Below are 17,093 nucleotides of genomic sequence, written 5' to 3'. Positions count from 1 at the left end.
AACAAAAAAGCCGGAGCGACAAACTCCGGCTTTTTGAGATTTACCGGATGATTATGTCATCCGGCTTGTAAGATTATGCAACGTCTTCGTACTGCGGAACCGGGTTACGGAAGCTCTTGGTGACACAAGCCAGGTAAATCAGGCCGATTGCCGCCCAGATCAGCCCCAGAACCATTGAGCTTTCTTCCAGGTTAACCCACAGCGCACCTACAGTCAGCGCACCACACATCGGCAGGAACAGATACTGGAAGTGATCTTTCAGCGTCTTGTTACGCTTCTCACGGATCCAGAACTGCGAAATAACCGACAGGTTAACGAAGGTGAACGCCACCAGCGCACCAAAGTTAATCAGCGCCGTAGCCATTACCAGGTCGAAGTTGATTGCCAGCAGGGCAATCGCGCCAACCAGGATGATGTTCATCGCCGGAGTACGCCATTTCGGGTGTACATAACCGAAGAAGCTTTTCGGGAACACGCCGTCACGCCCCATTACGTACATCAGACGCGCCACGCCTGCGTGCGCCGCCATACCGGACGCCAGTACGGTAATGGTGGAGAAGATCAGCGCGCCAACCTGGAACGCTTTACCCGCAACGTACAGCATGATTTCAGGCTGTGACGCATCCGGATCTTTAAAGCGAGAGATATCCGGGAAGTACAGTTGCAGGAAGTAAGTTGCAAAGATGAAGATCATGCCACCGATAAGCGCGGTCAGGAAAATCGCACGTGGGATCACGCGCTCTGCATCTTTGGTTTCTTCCGACAGGTTGCTGATGCCGTCAAAGCCGGTAAAGGAGAAGCACAGGATTGTCGCCCCGGTAATCATCGGAATGACATGTGCATCACCAGACCAGAACGGACGAGTGCTCGCCAGCGTACCAGCGCCTTCACCTTCAAATACGCCATAAACAACCATGCCCAGAATCACCGCGATCAGCACTACCTGCAACACGACGATTACAGTGTTGAAGTTCGCTACGGATTTCAGACTACGCAGGTTAAAGGCGGTCATAAAGGCCACCAGCGCCACCACAAACATCCACGATGGAATGGAAGGCACCAGAGCTTCAAAATAAATTTTTGCCAGCAGAATGTTGATCATCGGCGCGAACAAATAGTCGAGCAGAGAAGACCAACCCACCATAAAGCCAACTGTCGGGCTAATGGATTTCTGGGCGTAAGTGTATGCAGAGCCAGCGGAAGGATAGCGGCGAACCAGCTTCCCATAGCTCAGAGCCGTAAACAGGATCGCGATTAACGCGAACGCATAGGCTGTTGGCACATGACCATCCGTGAGGCCTGAAACGATACCAAAAGTATCAAACAGCGTCATCGGCTGCATATAGGCAAGACCCATCATTACAACCGGAACTAACGTAAGCGTTTTACGCAATTCCACGCGAGAGGTGTTTGGAGTAACGTTATGCGACATGGTCATTCTCCTTTACGGTGATAACCGTCGCGTAAGCAAAAAATTGCCCCATTTTTTTGGATTCCTCAGCGACAACAACTGTCGATTTTTAGTAAATATCTATCCGGTACGAAGCCCGGCCTCTTGGTATGAATGATTGGTTTGAAGCAAAAAATAACCGACGCTAATTAAACGTCGGTTTTTAGTCATTTTTTGACAGCGGCGCATTGTGCCTAAATGGGGGGGAAATGACAAGAGAATGAGAGGCTTGTCATAATAATTTTTCTTTAAATGGCTGATTTTCCGTCATCAGATTTTGCATAAACACCGGCGATCGCACTATTTGCTAAAATCTCGTCTCGCCACCAGCCGCTGGCAAGTCCTGCGGTCTGTTCGTTCCAGCCAATCCAGACAGGTTCAAAGAGAGTTTGGGCGACCACTTTCTTCTCGATTAACGCGCCACTATCGAGAAAACGTTGCGCCAGATAACGGGGTAAATAGCCGCAGCCGAGGCCGCTAATTTGCAGCTCCAGCTTGGTTTTAAAATCGAAAACGGTAATGGCTTCTTGTTCGTCGAGAAGTTGCGAGGCCGTAGAAGCGCCTGCCTGCGCAGTATCCCCTACCACAATCGCCCTATATCGCTTAATGATACGACGGTTTAACGGTTCTTCTTCCTGGGCTAACGGATGATGGGGCGCGACCGCAAAGACTTGTTCAAGATCGCCCAACCGTGAAAAACCAAACTCACTGGAAGATGGTGGCTCATGCATCGCACCAACAATAATATCCGCTCGTCCCTGAGTCAGGGCATCCCAGGAACTACCGAGCACGCCATTGATAAACTTCAGGCGCGTCACGCTATGATGTTGATAAAAAGCTTCAATAAGTGGCGCGAGAAGAGAAAAAGGGAAGGTGTCGTCCACGCCAATCACCAGCTCGTTTTCCCAGCCTTCATGCAGTTTTATCGCCTGTTTTTCCAGTTCTCGCACGGTATGCAGAACTTCCCGCCCCTTCTCTAATAACATTTTTCCGGTGCGGGTGAATTTAGCGCGGTGTCCGCTACGATCAAGCAATTGAATATTAAGGTCGCTTTCCAGCTTGTGAACGGTGTAACTCAGAGCGGACGGCGTCTTGTAGAGTTTGGCCGACGCCGCCGCAAAACTGCCTTCTTTTTCTAAGGCATCGAGGATCATCAACACATCCAGCAGTGGTTTCATACACGCCCCCTTGCAGTGCATGCGGCGTCCTGCTGGCGTGATCGTTTACTCCAGCGGCATTACCAGCGGATCGGGATACTGGTATTCAAATCCCAGTTCATTACAAATCCGGCTGCCATCAATAATCTTACCTTTGCCGCTGTCCAGACTATTTCTGAACTGCGGAGGTTCAAGCCCCAGTAAACGGGCCATTTGCGGATAGAAAACATTACGCGCAGGGTGAGCTGGCGCACATATATTATAGATGTGTCCGCCTTTAGGTGCCTGTAACAACAGGGTGATAGCGCCAATAACATCTTCTAAATGGACTAAATTGACACCATGTTCACCATCAGGCGCGGTTTTTCCGGCAAAAAAGCGACCAGGATGACGTTCCGGCCCGACCAGGCCCGCAAGACGCAGAATATCGACTGAAGTACCGGGTAAATTGTGCAGCCAGTCTTCAAGTTCTTTTAATACTCGTCCACTGTTGGTCACCGGATTACGCGGGGTGGTTTCTTTAACGGTGCCTTGTGCGTCGCCATAGACAGACGTTGAGCTGGTAAAAATAATGCGGGGAATATGATGAGCCAGCGCACTATCCACTAAATCTTGTACCGCTTGTAAATAGAACTCATCGCCGGGGCCGCTACGACGTGCCGGAAGCGTGATGACCAGCGCATCAGCATCCATCAGGGCATCCAGATCGTCAGAATCGCAAACTAACTCAGGTTCCATGCGAAGCAGATAACTATCAATGCCACTCATTCGGGCCGCTTCGACGCCATCTTGTGTGGTTTTACTCCCGGTGACTTGCCAGCCTCGCGCTGAAAGTGACATCGCCAGCGGCATGCCTAACCACCCTAACCCGACAATTGCGACCTTTTTCATCCGTTATCTCCTGATACACCTTAGATCTATAAGGCTACGCTAGCGTATCAAAACTGACAATTCATTCTATGAATGAAATCGAAACTGTTAGCAAATATACAATTGCCTGATGCGCTCCGCTTATCAGTCCTACAAAAACATCAATATATTGAATTTAGGCAACATTTGTAGACCAGATAAGGCATTCACGCCGCATCCGGCAGGAACCAAGCCCACTTTAGTTACAGAACACAATGTTCTTGAGGGTTTTAAAGACATATTTTCACGATTACTTTTTTAACGTAGCCACTCCTGGCCCTCTCCTTTCCCCGCTCATTCATTAAACAAATCCATCGCCATAAAATATATAAAAAAGCCCTTGCTTTCTAACGTGAAAGTGGTTTAGGTTAAAAGACATCAGTTGAATAAACATTCACAGAGACTTTTATGACACGCGTTCAATTTAAACACCACCATCATCACCATCATCCTGACTAGTCTTTCAGGCGATGTGTGCTGGAAGACATTCAGATCTTCCAGTGGTGCATGAACGCATGAGAAAGCCCCCGGAAGATCACCTTCCGGGGGCTTTTTTATTGCGCGGTTGATAACGGTTCAGACAGGTTTAAAGAGGAATAAGAAAATGACAGATAACACTCGTTTACGCATAGCTATGCAGAAATCCGGCCGTTTAAGTGATGACTCACGCGAATTGCTGGCGCGCTGTGGCATTAAAATTAATCTTCACACCCAGCGCCTGATCGCGATGGCAGAAAACATGCCGATTGATATTCTGCGCGTGCGTGACGACGACATTCCCGGTCTGGTAATGGACGGCGTGGTTGACCTTGGGATTATCGGCGAAAACGTGCTGGAAGAAGAGCTGCTTAACCGCCGCGCCCAGGGTGAGGATCCACGCTACTTTACCCTGCGTCGTCTGGATTTCGGCGGCTGTCGCCTTTCGCTGGCAACGCCGGTTGATGACGCCTGGGACGGCCCGCTCTCCTTAAACGGTAAACGTATCGCCACCTCTTATCCTCACCTGCTCAAGCGTTATCTCGACCAGAAAGGCATCTCTTTTAAATCCTGCTTACTGAACGGTTCTGTTGAAGTTGCGCCGCGCGCCGGACTGGCGGATGCGATTTGCGATCTGGTTTCCACCGGTGCCACGCTGGAAGCTAACGGCCTGCGCGAAGTCGAAGTTATCTACCGCTCGAAAGCCTGCCTGATCCAACGCGATGGCGAAATGGAAGAATCCAAACAGCAACTGATCGACAAACTGCTGACGCGTATTCAGGGTGTGATCCAGGCGCGCGAATCAAAATACATCATGATGCACGCACCGACCGAACGTCTGGATGAAGTCATCGCCCTGCTGCCAGGTGCCGAACGCCCAACTATTCTACCGCTGGCGGGTGATCAACAACGCGTAGCGATGCACATGGTCAGCAGCGAAACCCTGTTCTGGGAAACGATGGAAAAACTGAAAGCGCTGGGTGCCAGTTCAATCCTGGTCCTGCCGATTGAGAAGATGATGGAGTGATCGCCATGAGCTTTAACACAATCATTGACTGGAATAGCTGTACTGCGGAGCAACAACGCCAGCTGTTAATGCGCCCGGCGATCTCCGCCTCTGAAAGCATTACCCGCACTGTTAACGATATTCTCGATAACGTGAAAACGCGTGGCGATGAGGCCTTGCGGGAATACAGCGCGAAGTTTGATAAAACCACGGTTACCGCGCTGAAGGTATCTGCGGATGAGATCGCCGCTGCCAGCGAACGCCTGAGCGACGAGCTAAAACAGGCGATGGCGGTGGCAGTAAAGAATATTGAAACCTTCCACACTGCGCAAAAACTGCCGCCGGTAGATGTTGAAACTCAGCCTGGCGTTCGTTGCCAGCAAGTCACGCGCCCGGTGGCTTCAGTGGGTTTGTATATTCCTGGCGGCTCCGCCCCGCTCTTCTCAACAGTATTAATGCTGGCAACTCCGGCGCGTATTGCGGGCTGTAAAAAAGTGGTGCTGTGCTCACCGCCGCCGATTGCCGATGAAATTCTTTACGCGGCGCAGCTGTGCGGCGTGCAGGACGTGTTTAACGTCGGCGGCGCACAGGCCATTGCCGCACTGGCGTTTGGTACAGAATCCGTGCCGAAAGTGGACAAAATCTTCGGGCCTGGCAACGCCTTTGTCACCGAGGCAAAACGTCAGGTGAGCCAGCGTCTGGACGGTGCGGCGATCGATATGCCCGCAGGCCCATCGGAAGTGCTGGTGATTGCTGACAGCGGCGCTACGCCGGATTTCGTGGCTTCTGATTTGCTTTCTCAGGCTGAACACGGCCCGGATTCACAGGTGATTTTGCTGACTCCTGATGCTGATATGGCGCGTCGCGTTGCCGAAGCCGTCGAACGCCAGCTGGCAGAACTGCCGCGCGCCGAAACCGCCCGTCAGGCACTGAGCGCCAGCCGCCTGATCGTAACCAACGATTTAGCGCAGTGCGTGGAGATCTCCAACCAGTACGGTCCGGAGCACCTGATCATTCAGACCCGCAACGCCCGCGATCTGGTCGATGGCATCACCAGTGCCGGTTCGGTATTTCTTGGTGACTGGTCACCGGAATCGGCAGGTGATTACGCCTCCGGCACCAACCACGTGCTGCCGACTTACGGTTATACCGCCACCTGTTCCAGCCTCGGGCTGGCAGATTTCCAGAAACGCATGACCGTACAGGAACTGTCGAAAGAAGGCTTTTCCACGCTGGCTTCAACCATTGAAACACTGGCCGCCGCCGAGCGCCTGACTGCCCACAAAAATGCCGTTACTTTGCGTGTTAACGCCCTTAAGGAGCAAGCATGAGCACCGTGACTATTACCGATTTAGCGCGTGAAAACGTCCGCAACCTGACGCCGTATCAGTCGGCGCGTCGTCTGGGCGGTAACGGCGACGTCTGGCTGAACGCCAACGAATATCCCACCGCCGTGGAGTTTCAGCTCACTCAGCAAACGCTCAACCGCTACCCGGAATGCCAGCCAAAAGCGGTGATTGAAAATTACGCGCAATATGCAGGCGTAAAACCGGAACAGGTGCTGGTCAGCCGTGGCGCGGACGAAGGTATTGAACTGCTGATCCGCGCTTTTTGCGAACCAGGTAAAGACGCCATCCTCTACTGCCCGCCAACGTACGGCATGTACAGCGTCAGCGCTGAAACCATTGGTGTCGAATGCCGCACAGTGCCGACCCTGGACAATTGGCAACTGGACTTACAGGGCATTTCCGACAAGCTGGACGGAGTAAAAGTGGTCTACGTTTGCAGCCCCAACAATCCGACCGGGCAACTGATCAACCCGCAGGATTTTCGCACTCTGCTGGAGTTAACCCGCGGTAAGGCGATTGTGGTTGCCGATGAAGCCTATATTGAGTTTTGCCCGCAGGCATCGCTGGCTGGCTGGCTGGCGGAATATCCGCACCTGGCTATTTTGCGCACACTGTCGAAAGCTTTTGCTCTGGCAGGGCTTCGTTGCGGATTTACGCTGGCAAACGAAGACGTCATCAACCTGCTGATGAAAGTGATCGCCCCCTACCCGCTCTCGACACCGGTTGCCGATATTGCAGCCCAGGCGTTAAGCCCGCAGGGAATCGTCGCCATGCGCGAACGAGTGGCGCAAATTATTGCTGAACGCGAATACCTGATTGCCGCACTGAAAGAGATCCCCTGCGTGGAGCAGGTTTTTGACTCTGAAACCAACTACATTCTGGCGCGCTTTAAAGCCTCCAGCGCAGTGTTTAAATCTTTGTGGGATCAGGGCATTATCTTACGTGATCAGAATAAACAACCCTCTTTAAGCGGCTGCCTGCGAATTACCGTCGGAACCCGTGAAGAAAGCCAGCGCGTCATTGACGCCTTACGTGCGGAGCAAGTTTGATGAGTCAGAAGTATCTTTTTATCGATCGCGATGGAACCCTGATTAGCGAACCGCCGAGTGATTTTCAGGTGGACCGTTTTGACAAACTCGCCTTTGAACCGGGCGTGATCCCGGAACTGCTGAAGCTGCAAAAAGCGGGCTACAAGCTGGTGATGATCACGAATCAGGATGGTCTGGGAACACAAAGTTTCCCGCAGGCGGATTTTGATGGCCCGCACAACCTGATGATGCAGATCTTCACTTCGCAAGGCGTACAGTTTGATGAAGTGCTGATTTGCCCGCACTTGCCCGCCGATGAGTGCGACTGCCGTAAGCCGAAAGTAAAACTGGTGGAACGTTACCTGGCTGAGCAGGCAATGGATCGCACTAACAGTTATGTGATTGGCGATCGCGCGACCGACATTCAACTGGCGGAAAACATGGGCATTAATGGTTTACGCTACGACCGCGAAATCCTGAGCTGGCCGATGATTGGCGAGCAGCTCACTAAACGAGACCGTTACGCCCACGTAGTGCGCAACACCAAAGAGACGCAGATTGACGTTCAGGTGTGGCTGGATCGCGAAGGTGGCAGCAAGATTAACACCGGCGTTGGCTTCTTTGATCACATGCTGGATCAGATCGCCACCCACGGCGGTTTCCGTATGGAAATCAACGTCAAAGGCGATCTCTATATCGACGATCACCACACCGTCGAAGATACCGGACTGGCGCTGGGCGAAGCGTTAAAAATTGCCCTCGGCGACAAACGCGGTATTTGCCGCTTTGGTTTTGTACTGCCGATGGACGAATGCCTTGCCCGCTGCGCGCTGGATATCTCTGGTCGCCCGCACCTGGAATATAAAGCTGAATTTACCTACCAGCGCGTGGGCGATCTCAGCACCGAAATGATCGAGCACTTCTTCCGTTCGCTCTCTTACACCATGGGCGTGACCCTGCACCTGAAAACCAAAGGTAAAAATGATCACCACCGTGTAGAGAGCCTGTTCAAAGCTTTTGGTCGCACCCTGCGCCAGGCTATCCGCGTGGAAGGCGACACCCTACCCTCGTCGAAAGGAGTGCTGTAATGAACGTGGTGATCCTTGATACCGGCTGCGCCAATTTGAACTCGGTGAAGTCTGCCATTGCGCGTCACGGTTATGAACCCAAAGTTAGCCGTGACCCGGACGTCGTGTTGCTGGCCGATAAACTGTTTTTACCCGGCGTTGGCACCGCGCAAGCGGCGATGGACCAGGTGCGTGAGCGCGAGTTGTTTGATCTCATCAAAGCCTGTACCCAACCGGTGCTGGGCATCTGCTTAGGGATGCAACTGCTGGGGCGGCGCAGCGAAGAGAGCAACGGTGTCGATTTGCTGGGCATCATCGACGAAGACGTGCCGAAAATGACCGACTTTGGTTTGCCGCTGCCGCATATGGGCTGGAATCGTGTTTACCCGCAGGCAGGCAACCGCCTGTTTCAGGGGATTGAAGACGGTGCGTACTTTTACTTTGTTCACAGCTACGCAATGCCGGTCAATCCGTGGACCATCGCCCAGTGTAACTACGGCGAACCGTTCACCGCGGCGGTACAAAAAGATAACTTCTACGGCGTGCAGTTCCACCCGGAGCGTTCTGGTGCCGCTGGCGCTAAGTTGCTGAAAAATTTCCTGGAGATGTGATGATTATTCCGGCATTAGATTTAATCGACGGCACCGTGGTGCGTCTCCATCAGGGCGATTACGGCAAACAGCGCGATTACGGTAACGACCCGCTGCCGCGCTTACAGGATTACGCCGCGCAGGGTGCCGAAGTACTGCACCTGGTGGATCTGACCGGGGCAAAAGATCCGGCTAAACGTCAAATCCCGCTGATTAAAACCCTGGTCGCGGGTGTTAACGTTCCAGTGCAGGTTGGCGGCGGCGTGCGTAGCGAAGAAGACGTGGCGGCGTTACTGGAAGCAGGCGTTGCGCGTGTGGTGGTTGGCTCCACCGCGGTGAAATCACCAGAAATGGTGAAAGGCTGGTTTGAACGCTTCGGTGCCGATGCCTTAGTGCTGGCGCTGGATGTCCGTATTGACGAGCAAGGCAACAAGCAGGTGGCAGTCAGCGGCTGGCAAGAGAACTCAGGCGTTTCGCTGGAACAACTGGTGGAAACCTATCTGCCCGTCGGCCTGAAACATGTGCTGTGTACAGATATCTCGCGCGACGGCACGCTGGCAGGTTCTAACGTCTCTTTATATGAAGAAGTGTGCGCCAGATATCCGCAGGTGGCATTTCAGTCCTCCGGCGGCATTGGCGACATTAACGATGTTGCTGCCCTGCGTGGCACTGGTGTGCGCGGCGTAATAGTTGGTCGGGCATTACTGGAAGGTAAATTCACCGTGAAGGAGGCCATCGCATGCTGGCAAAACGCATAATTCCGTGTCTCGACGTTCGTGATGGTCAGGTGGTGAAAGGCGTACAGTTTCGCAACCATGAAATCATTGGCGATATTGTACCGCTGGCAAAACGCTACGCCGAAGAAGGCGCTGATGAACTGGTGTTCTACGATATCACCGCTTCCAGCGATGGACGCGTGGTAGATAAAAGCTGGGTATCCCGCGTGGCGGAAGTGATCGACATCCCGTTCTGCGTGGCGGGTGGGATTAAGTCGCTGGATGACGCCGCGAAAATTCTTTCCTTTGGTGCAGATAAAATCTCCATCAACTCTCCTGCGCTGGCGGACCCGACGTTAATCACTCGCCTGGCCGATCGCTTTGGAGTGCAGTGTATTGTGGTCGGTATTGATACCTGGTACGACGCCGAAACCGGTAAATATCATGTGAATCAATATACCGGCGATGAAAGCCGCACCCGCGTCACTCAGTGGGAAACGCTCGACTGGGTACAGGAAGTGCAAAAACGCGGTGCCGGAGAAATCGTCCTCAACATGATGAATCAGGACGGCGTGCGTAACGGTTACGACCTAGAGCAGCTGAAAAAAGTGCGTGAAGTTTGCCACGTCCCGCTGATTGCCTCCGGTGGCGCAGGCACCATGGAACACTTCCTCGAAGCCTTCCGCGATGCCGACGTTGACGGCGCGCTGGCAGCTTCTGTATTCCACAAACAAATAATCAATATTGGTGAATTAAAAGCGTACCTGGCAACACAGGGCGTGGAGATCAGGATATGTTAACAGAACAACAACGTCGAGAACTGGACTGGGAAAAAACCGACGGACTTATGCCGGTGATTGTGCAACACGCGGTATCCGGCGAAGTGTTAATGCTGGGCTATATGAACCCGGAAGCCTTAGACAAAACCATCGAAAGTGGCAAAGTCACCTTCTTCTCGCGCACTAAACAGCGACTGTGGACCAAAGGTGAAACGTCCGGCAATTTCCTCAACGTAGTAAATATTGCGCCGGACTGCGACAACGACACATTGCTGGTGCTGGCGAATCCCATCGGCCCGACCTGCCACAAAGGCACCAACAGCTGCTTCGGCAACACCGCTCACCAGTGGTTGTTCCTGTATCAACTGGAACAACTGCTCGCCGAACGTAAATCTGCCGACCCAGAAACCTCCTACACCGCCAAACTGTATGCCAGCGGCACCAAACGCATTGCGCAGAAAGTGGGCGAAGAAGGCGTGGAAACCGCACTGGCAGCAACGGTACATGACCGCTTTGAGCTGACCAACGAGGCATCTGATTTGATGTATCACCTGCTGGTGCTGTTGCAGGATCAGGATCTGGATTTAACGACGGTAATTGAGAACCTGCGCAAACGGCATCAGTGAGTTGCGGACTGAGCAGGTGTGATGTTGTTGTCACACCCGGAGCCATTGCCCGATGCGCAAGCTTATCGTGCCGACTATTCTCTCTGCACACGTAAGCTGGATACATCGCATCCGGCAAAAAATACGGGCAAGGTGTCACCACCCTGCCCATTTTCTTTAAAACCGAAAAGATTACTTCGCGTTGTAATTACGCAGAGCGTTACGCCCCAGCACAATCCCCGCGCCAACCATGCCGCCCAGCAGCACTGCCAGAATCAAGGTAATTGCCTTTTTCGGGCTATCGCGACGAATAGGTAACGTCGGTTTCATCACATAACGGTAAGCATGAATATCAAGATCATCAACCTTTAAGTTTTCGATATCCAGAAGGTTTTGACGAGTCTGATAGTAGTTTGGCGAGAACACCAACGGACGGGTCGCCTCGTGCTTAATCATCGACTCCAGCGCTTCGCTACCCAAAAGGAATAACGTATCTTGCGTCACATCTTCAGTCTGCTGAACCTGTGGCTTTGTCACCTGCGCCTGATTCGCATACTGCAACGCTTCCTGAATTTGACGGATACGCAGATCTTTCTGTTCCTGCGCAACCACTTCCTGTGTTCTTAAAGAGTCCTGCAAGTTTTTCCGTCCCAGAGCAATGTTGTCCTTGAGATCCTTTTCTAGCTCTTGATTCACTTTATCGTCAACTTGCTGAATGTATTGGGCCAACTTCATTTGTGCGCCCTCTGCAGTTTGCCCAACATAAGAAACAGTCAATGGTAATTGCTGGTTCTTAACAGAAGGTTCGATGGTAAGCTTTTCTGGCTCTTCCTGATTATCCAGCGTTTCTGCTAATGCAGAGAAGGCAGAACTGAAGCGACCAATCAACGTTTCCTGTAAATCCGATACTTTCGGCGCAGCCTGACCATAGATAACATTCATGGCATTGTTATAGCCAGCAATTTGCCCCACGTCGGGCTGCGTGATAATTGCTGTTGACGTCCATTTCTCCTTCGCTACTGCCAAATATCCAATAGCCAGGGCAATAGCCACAATGACGGAAATGATGATTGTCATCTTGCCACGCCACAACTGCACTAGTAAATCAATCAAATCAATCTGTTCCGGGTCATGGTTTTGCCCAGAAACATTATTATTTTCTACTCTCATCATTACCCTAACTGACGGAAATTTCCAAGTCCGCATAGTTTAGCGATAATCCTAGTGAATGCTATAGGATAAGTGATAAAAATAATGAATTATTGCGGAGGTAACAAAAGACAATCAGGGCGTAAATAGCCCTGATAACAAGATGTTAGTCGCTGCCAAAGAGATCGCGGGTGTATACCTTATCTGCCACATCTTTAAGCTCTTCTGCCATTCGGTTAGAGATAATGACGTCGGCTTGTTGTTTGAAGGTGGCGAGATCACGTTCCAGACGAGAGTTGAAGAATGAATCTTCTTTCATCACCGGTTCGTAGATGATCACTTCAACGCCTTTCGCTTTGATACGTTTCATAATCCCCTGAATGGAAGACGCACGGAAGTTATCTGACCCGCTCTTCATAATCAGACGATAAATACCCACCACTTGCGGCTTGCGTGACAAAATGGCATCGGCAATAAAATCTTTACGCGTGCGGTTTGCATCGACAATTGCCGAGATCAGGTTATTCGGCACAGACTGGTAGTTCGCCAGTAACTGCTTGGTATCTTTCGGTAGACAATAACCACCATAACCAAACGACGGATTGTTGTAATGGTTGCCAATACGCGGGTCGAGACAAACGCCTTCGATAATCTGGCGAGTATTCAGACCTAAACTTTCTGCATAGCTATCCAGCTCGTTAAAGTATGCTACGCGCATCGCCAGATAGGTATTAGCAAACAGTTTAATCGCTTCTGCTTCGGTTGAATCGGTGAACAGGGTCGGGATATTTTGCTTAATCGCGCCCTCCTGTAATAACGCAGCAAAACGTTCTGCGCGTTCCGAACGCTCACCGATGACAATACGTGACGGATGAAGGTTATCGTAAAGAGCTTTACCTTCACGGAGGAATTCGGGGGAGAAAATAATATTTTCAGTACGATATTTCTTATGCATCGCTGCGGTAAAACCAACGGGAACCGTGGATTTGATGACCATAACCGCATAAGGATTTATCTCTACTACGTCTTTAATTACTGATTCTACACTGGATGTATTGAAATAATTAGTTTTAGGATCATAGTCGGTTGGAGTGGCGATGATGACATAATCAGCATCCCGGTAGGCTTCATTTTTATCTAGTGTGGCATCAAAGCGTATTTGATCTGATTTCAAAAACTGCTGAATTTCCTTATCAACAATAGGAGATATCCGATCATTCAGCATAGCAACGCGTGACGGTAAAATATCTAATGCCACAACCTCATGATTTTGTGCGATTAGAAGCCCGTTTGACAAGCCTACATAGCCAGTACCGGAAATGGTGATTTTCATTTCATGCTCTCAGAATTAACTTAACTGTGAATCATGATGTTTTTAGCATCCTGATAAGAGTTAAAAGTTTTAACGCTACGTCGATAGCTGGTCAACGCAACGAAAAACAATTCAGATTTTCTTTATAAGAGTAGCTGATATTTATTAAGTTAATATTAAGCAGTGAAATTTAGTCTATAAGATAAATGGCAAAAAAAAGCCCGGTGCAATATACGCCGGGCCTCAATTTTATTGTTGGTTAAATCAGATTAATCCAGCCATTCAGTATGGAACACACCTTCTTTATCAATGCGCTTATAAGTATGTGCACCGAAATAGTCACGCTGTGCCTGGATCAGGTTCGCAGGCAGAACAGCGGCACGGTAGCTATCGTAATAGGCAACCGCAGCGGCGAAGGTCGGAACCGGGATACCGTTTTGTACTGCATAAGCAACGACATCACGCAGCGCCTGCTGGTAGTCATCGGCAATTTGCTTGAAGTACGGAGCCAGCAGCAGGTTAGCGATCTGCGGATCTTCGGCATAAGCATCGGTGATTTTCTGCAGGAACTGCGCACGGATGATGCAGCCAGCACGGAAAATCTTCGCGATTTCGCCGTAGTTCAGATCCCAGTTGTACTCTTCAGACGCGGCGCGTAGCTGAGAGAAGCCCTGAGCGTAAGAAACGATTTTGCCCAGATACAGCGCACGGCGAACTTTTTCGATGAACTCAGCCTTGTCGCCTGCTGACTGAGCTTGCGGACCAGAGAGAACTTTAGATGCGGCAACGCGCTGATCTTTCAGAGAAGAGATATAACGTGCAAACACAGACTCGGTAATCAGCGACAGTGGTTCGCCGAGATCCAGCGCGCTCTGGCTGGTCCATTTACCGGTACCTTTGTTTGCTGCTTCATCCAGAATCACATCAACCAGGTAGTTACCGTCTTCATCTTTTTTGGTGAAGATATCTTTGGTGATGTCAATCAGGTAGCTGCTCAGTTCACCGTTATTCCACTCGGTAAAGGTCTGCGCCAGTTCTTCGTTGGTGAGGTTCAGGCCACCTTTAAGCAGTGAATAGGCTTCAGCAATCAGCTGCATATCGCCGTATTCAATACCGTTATGAACCATCTTCACATAGTGACCAGCACCATCGGCACCAATATAGGTAACGCATGGCTCGCCGTCTTCAGCAACGGCGGCGATTTTGGTCAGGATCGGTGCAACCAGTTCATAGGCTTCTTTCTGGCCACCAGGCATAATGGAAGGACCTTTCAGCGCACCTTCTTCACCACCGGAGACACCGGTACCGATAAAGTTAAAGCCTTCGGCAGAAAGCTCACGGTTACGACGAATGGTGTCCTGGAAGAAGGTATTACCACCATCAATGATGATGTCACCTTTATCGAGGTATGGCTTGAGGGAATCAATAGCAGCATCCGTGCCTGCACCTGCTTTCACCATTAACAGGATGCGACGAGGCGTTTCCAGAGATTCAACAAACTCTTTCACCGTATAGTAAGGAACCAGTTTCTTGCCTGGATTTTCGGCAATAACTTCTTCCGTCTTTTCACGGGAACGGTTGAAAATAGAGACGGTATAACCACGACTTTCGATGTTGAGCGCAAGGTTGCGCCCCATCACTGCCATACCGACGACGCCAATCTGTTGCTTTGACATTGTTTACTCCTGTCAGGGGTGGTCACCGCGGGGTTGCGGCTTATTTAAGATAAAGAATAGCTTAATTTATATCTTATTTTACAGTCATATTTTTCATAATTAGTGGATCGATTGCTTTTTACCCAATCATCTACTTATCCACTAATATTATAAAAACGTTCAGCAAGTTTTATTAATTCACTATCACTATTATTTGGTATTAGTTCAACATGATTTTCTTTGCTTGTAATGAAATAGTCATTACCAATAGCAGAAAAATGTGAAAATGGCGATGTGCATTCCTTATCAAAAAGAGAACATCCCAAAAAATAGTTCATTGAATACTGAATCCCTAACATGTGCAATATTGTTGGCGCAAAGCTTAATGAATTTTTACCGTCTGCATCCAAAGTTTCAGGAGTGATATCTCCTCCAATAACCAGAAATGGTATTTCGCCTACAAAGTAACGAGAATCGCTATTAAATGCTTTTTTATATTCTGTCGAAGGAAATGTTGAATGATCTGACGTTATTATTAATAATGTATTATTATAAAATGAACTACGCCGAAAGAAGTCAACAAATTCCCCTAACTGAAAATCATAGTTATAGAATTTATTGTAGAGCGGGTTCTTACCATCAAAATATTTTTCATTTGGACTATCTTGACCATGATGAGTACCAGATGGATAGACACCAATAAAGAAGTGTTCTTTTTTATTTTCCTGAGAACGTAAAAAATATTGCAGTGCATTAAATGTTTGCTTATCCGTCATTCTGTCTCGTTGATAACCAATAAAATCACCCATGCCAAGAACTTTATCAAAATTAAGTGTCTTCAACATTGTATTGAGTGGACTATTTTTTTCGGTGGAAGCTATAAAATAACTTTTATAGCCATGCTCTTTTAATATATCCGATAAAGAGGTTTGACGATGAAGATAAATATTATTAATTTCTGCATTAGATAATTGTGCAATACCTGTACCAGCATCAGTTAAACCATCTCGAAATTGATAACCAGAAGTTAACTGACCTCTCAATCCTCGAAATGTTGCAGCTGTATGGTTATAATAATTTTTAAAACTTAGTGCTTCAGTAGATAACTTATTTAAATTAGGTGTAACTGAAAATGCTCCTGGTTTGGCGTTGCCCATAATTTCAGATGAAAACCCCTCAGTAAATATTACAATAACATTACGACCTTTGAAACTGTAGTTATTTTCTATAGGGTTAATAAAAACACTTGTTTTTAAAAATGATTCCCCTGCATCTCCGATCTTCTTACTAGGCTTAAAGGTTTGCTGTAAATAGAACAATTTTGCCGTTTCATAAAAAGCATATACTGGTCCCGCACTTATGAAAGAACACATAAGCAATAATACTATACAGAGAAGATTAAATTTATAATATTTAATACGCTCAGTTAGAGCACCTGAAGGCATTGTAATGAATGAAACTATAACAAATAAAATAAAAACAAATAAAACTTTAATTACCTCACCAATACCTAGGGATTCAATTTCTGCAGCATTCGACAAGGCAAGAGGCATCAAATATTGTCCTGAACTAAATAGCGACGCTGCCTGCACACCTAAAATGGAAAGATAAATTCCCCATAAAATATTACTTATAAACTTTCTCTTTATCAGAAAAATTGCCACACTTGTAAAGGTGTATTCAATAGTAAATAAAAAAACACAATCCGCCCTTCCAGAGTAAAGTAAAATACTCAAAAAAATACAGAAAGGTAAAATTATTCTAATAATACTCATAAAGTTCATGTTGGGTTAAACCATTTTATTTGAAATTTTTAATGTTATTTATTCAGCATTGTATCACCA

General features: G+C 48.9%; 17 protein-coding genes and 1 other annotated feature. Of the genes, 9 read left to right on the top strand and 8 right to left on the bottom strand.

Annotated elements, in window-relative coordinates; all coding sequences use genetic code 11:
• Positions 1-73: 73 nt before the first annotated feature.
• From plaP to AACU19_RS12255, 4 genes are all read right to left on the bottom strand, one after another.
• Positions 74-1,432, bottom strand: coding sequence for a putrescine/proton symporter PlaP (gene plaP, locus AACU19_RS12270; protein ID WP_000019197.1), 1,359 nt, complete (start codon positions 1,430-1,432; stop codon positions 74-76).
• Positions 1,422-1,484, bottom strand: coding sequence for a membrane protein YoeI (yoeI, locus tag AACU19_RS12265; protein ID WP_010723108.1), 63 nt, complete (start codon positions 1,482-1,484; stop codon positions 1,422-1,424). Before yoeI ends, plaP begins: the two co-directional genes overlap by 11 nt.
• Positions 1,485-1,698: 214 nt before the next feature.
• Positions 1,699-2,628 carry a LysR substrate-binding domain-containing protein gene (locus AACU19_RS12260; RefSeq protein ID WP_105278947.1) on the bottom strand — a complete coding sequence of 310 codons (930 nt, stop codon included), beginning with the start codon at positions 2,626-2,628 and terminating at the stop codon, positions 1,699-1,701.
• A 45-nt stretch (positions 2,629-2,673) separates the two neighbouring features.
• Complete coding sequence (locus tag AACU19_RS12255; protein ID WP_105278946.1) at positions 2,674-3,498, bottom strand: SDR family oxidoreductase; 825 nt, start codon at positions 3,496-3,498, stop codon at positions 2,674-2,676.
• A gap of 426 nt (positions 3,499-3,924) precedes the next feature.
• On the opposite strand from AACU19_RS12255, the gene hisL reads away from it, so the two are divergent.
• From hisL to hisIE, 9 genes are all read left to right on the top strand, one after another.
• The gene (gene hisL / locus AACU19_RS12250; protein WP_001364200.1) at positions 3,925-3,975 is read left to right on the top strand and encodes a his operon leader peptide; all 51 of its coding nucleotides are present in this window, start codon (positions 3,925-3,927) and stop codon (positions 3,973-3,975) included.
• Positions 3,951-4,074 (top strand) — a sequence feature (His leader region). It overlaps the preceding gene by 25 nt.
• A gap of 46 nt (positions 4,075-4,120) precedes the next feature.
• A complete protein-coding gene (gene hisG / locus AACU19_RS12245) occupies positions 4,121-5,020 on the top strand; it encodes an ATP phosphoribosyltransferase (RefSeq protein ID WP_105278945.1) in 900 nt (299 codons plus the stop codon).
• A 5-nt stretch (positions 5,021-5,025) separates the two neighbouring features.
• A complete protein-coding gene (gene hisD, locus AACU19_RS12240) occupies positions 5,026-6,330 on the top strand; it encodes a histidinol dehydrogenase (RefSeq protein WP_032184500.1) in 1,305 nt (434 codons plus the stop codon).
• On the top strand, positions 6,327-7,397 hold the full coding sequence (gene hisC / locus AACU19_RS12235; protein WP_105278944.1) for a histidinol-phosphate transaminase: 1,071 nt from the start codon (positions 6,327-6,329) through the stop codon (positions 7,395-7,397). Before hisD ends, hisC begins: the two co-directional genes overlap by 4 nt.
• A complete protein-coding gene (gene hisB / locus AACU19_RS12230) occupies positions 7,397-8,464 on the top strand; it encodes a bifunctional histidinol-phosphatase/imidazoleglycerol-phosphate dehydratase HisB (RefSeq protein ID WP_105278943.1) in 1,068 nt (355 codons plus the stop codon). The genes hisC and hisB overlap by 1 nt, the downstream gene beginning before the upstream one ends.
• Positions 8,464-9,054 carry an imidazole glycerol phosphate synthase subunit HisH gene (gene hisH / locus AACU19_RS12225; protein ID WP_001103560.1) on the top strand — a complete coding sequence of 197 codons (591 nt, stop codon included), beginning with the start codon at positions 8,464-8,466 and terminating at the stop codon, positions 9,052-9,054. Before hisB ends, hisH begins: the two co-directional genes overlap by 1 nt.
• The gene (gene hisA, locus AACU19_RS12220) at positions 9,054-9,791 is read left to right on the top strand and encodes a 1-(5-phosphoribosyl)-5-[(5-phosphoribosylamino)methylideneamino]imidazole-4-carboxamide isomerase (protein WP_000586449.1); all 738 of its coding nucleotides are present in this window, start codon (positions 9,054-9,056) and stop codon (positions 9,789-9,791) included. The genes hisH and hisA overlap by 1 nt, the downstream gene beginning before the upstream one ends.
• A complete protein-coding gene (hisF, locus tag AACU19_RS12215) occupies positions 9,773-10,549 on the top strand; it encodes an imidazole glycerol phosphate synthase subunit HisF (RefSeq protein WP_000880156.1) in 777 nt (258 codons plus the stop codon). Before hisA ends, hisF begins: the two co-directional genes overlap by 19 nt.
• Positions 10,543-11,154, top strand: a complete 612-nt coding sequence (gene hisIE / locus AACU19_RS12210; protein ID WP_105278942.1) for a bifunctional phosphoribosyl-AMP cyclohydrolase/phosphoribosyl-ATP diphosphatase HisIE — start codon at positions 10,543-10,545, stop codon at positions 11,152-11,154. The genes hisF and hisIE overlap by 7 nt, the downstream gene beginning before the upstream one ends.
• Before the next feature lie 171 nt (positions 11,155-11,325).
• On the opposite strand, the gene wzzB is transcribed toward hisIE, so the two are convergent.
• From wzzB to AACU19_RS12190, 4 genes are all read right to left on the bottom strand, one after another.
• The gene (gene wzzB / locus AACU19_RS12205) at positions 11,326-12,303 is read right to left on the bottom strand and encodes an LPS O-antigen chain length determinant protein WzzB (protein WP_001300963.1); all 978 of its coding nucleotides are present in this window, start codon (positions 12,301-12,303) and stop codon (positions 11,326-11,328) included.
• A gap of 145 nt (positions 12,304-12,448) precedes the next feature.
• Complete coding sequence (gene ugd / locus AACU19_RS12200) at positions 12,449-13,615, bottom strand: UDP-glucose 6-dehydrogenase (RefSeq protein WP_105278941.1); 1,167 nt, start codon at positions 13,613-13,615, stop codon at positions 12,449-12,451.
• Between the two features lie 248 nt (positions 13,616-13,863).
• Positions 13,864-15,270, bottom strand: a complete 1,407-nt coding sequence (gndA, locus tag AACU19_RS12195; RefSeq protein ID WP_105278940.1) for an NADP-dependent phosphogluconate dehydrogenase — start codon at positions 15,268-15,270, stop codon at positions 13,864-13,866.
• Positions 15,271-15,404: 134 nt separating this feature from the next.
• Entirely contained in the window at positions 15,405-17,024 is a 1,620-nt protein-coding gene (locus tag AACU19_RS12190; protein ID WP_241957777.1) for an LTA synthase family protein, read from the bottom strand.
• Positions 17,025-17,093 lie beyond the last annotated feature (69 nt).

This window comes from Escherichia sp. MOD1-EC4550, from assembly GCF_963876935.1.
In the GTDB taxonomy this organism is placed as follows: Bacteria; Pseudomonadota; Gammaproteobacteria; order Enterobacterales; family Enterobacteriaceae; genus Escherichia; species Escherichia coli_F.
The sequence above is the reverse complement of the archived record's forward strand: the minus strand, read 5'-3'. Positions and strand labels throughout refer to the sequence as shown.

Coding starts and splice junctions, on each gene's coding strand:
- gndA (WP_105278940.1), bottom strand. CDS start 15,270: ATGTCAAAGCAACAGATTGGCGTCGTCGGTATGGCAGTGATGGGGCGC.
- hisA (WP_000586449.1), top strand. CDS start 9,054: ATGATTATTCCGGCATTAGATTTAATCGACGGCACCGTGGTGCGTCTC.
- AACU19_RS12255 (WP_105278946.1), bottom strand. CDS start 3,498: ATGAAAAAGGTCGCAATTGTCGGGTTAGGGTGGTTAGGCATGCCGCTG.
- hisD (WP_032184500.1), top strand. CDS start 5,026: ATGAGCTTTAACACAATCATTGACTGGAATAGCTGTACTGCGGAGCAA.
- ugd (WP_105278941.1), bottom strand. CDS start 13,615: ATGAAAATCACCATTTCCGGTACTGGCTATGTAGGCTTGTCAAACGGG.
- plaP (WP_000019197.1), bottom strand. CDS start 1,432: ATGTCGCATAACGTTACTCCAAACACCTCTCGCGTGGAATTGCGTAAA.
- wzzB (WP_001300963.1), bottom strand. CDS start 12,303: ATGAGAGTAGAAAATAATAATGTTTCTGGGCAAAACCATGACCCGGAA.
- hisG (WP_105278945.1), top strand. CDS start 4,121: ATGACAGATAACACTCGTTTACGCATAGCTATGCAGAAATCCGGCCGT.
- hisC (WP_105278944.1), top strand. CDS start 6,327: ATGAGCACCGTGACTATTACCGATTTAGCGCGTGAAAACGTCCGCAAC.
- hisB (WP_105278943.1), top strand. CDS start 7,397: ATGAGTCAGAAGTATCTTTTTATCGATCGCGATGGAACCCTGATTAGC.
- hisF (WP_000880156.1), top strand. CDS start 9,773: ATGCTGGCAAAACGCATAATTCCGTGTCTCGACGTTCGTGATGGTCAG.
- AACU19_RS12190 (WP_241957777.1), bottom strand. CDS start 17,024: ATGAGTATTATTAGAATAATTTTACCTTTCTGTATTTTTTTGAGTATT.
- AACU19_RS12260 (WP_105278947.1), bottom strand. CDS start 2,628: ATGAAACCACTGCTGGATGTGTTGATGATCCTCGATGCCTTAGAAAAA.
- hisIE (WP_105278942.1), top strand. CDS start 10,543: ATGTTAACAGAACAACAACGTCGAGAACTGGACTGGGAAAAAACCGAC.
- hisH (WP_001103560.1), top strand. CDS start 8,464: ATGAACGTGGTGATCCTTGATACCGGCTGCGCCAATTTGAACTCGGTG.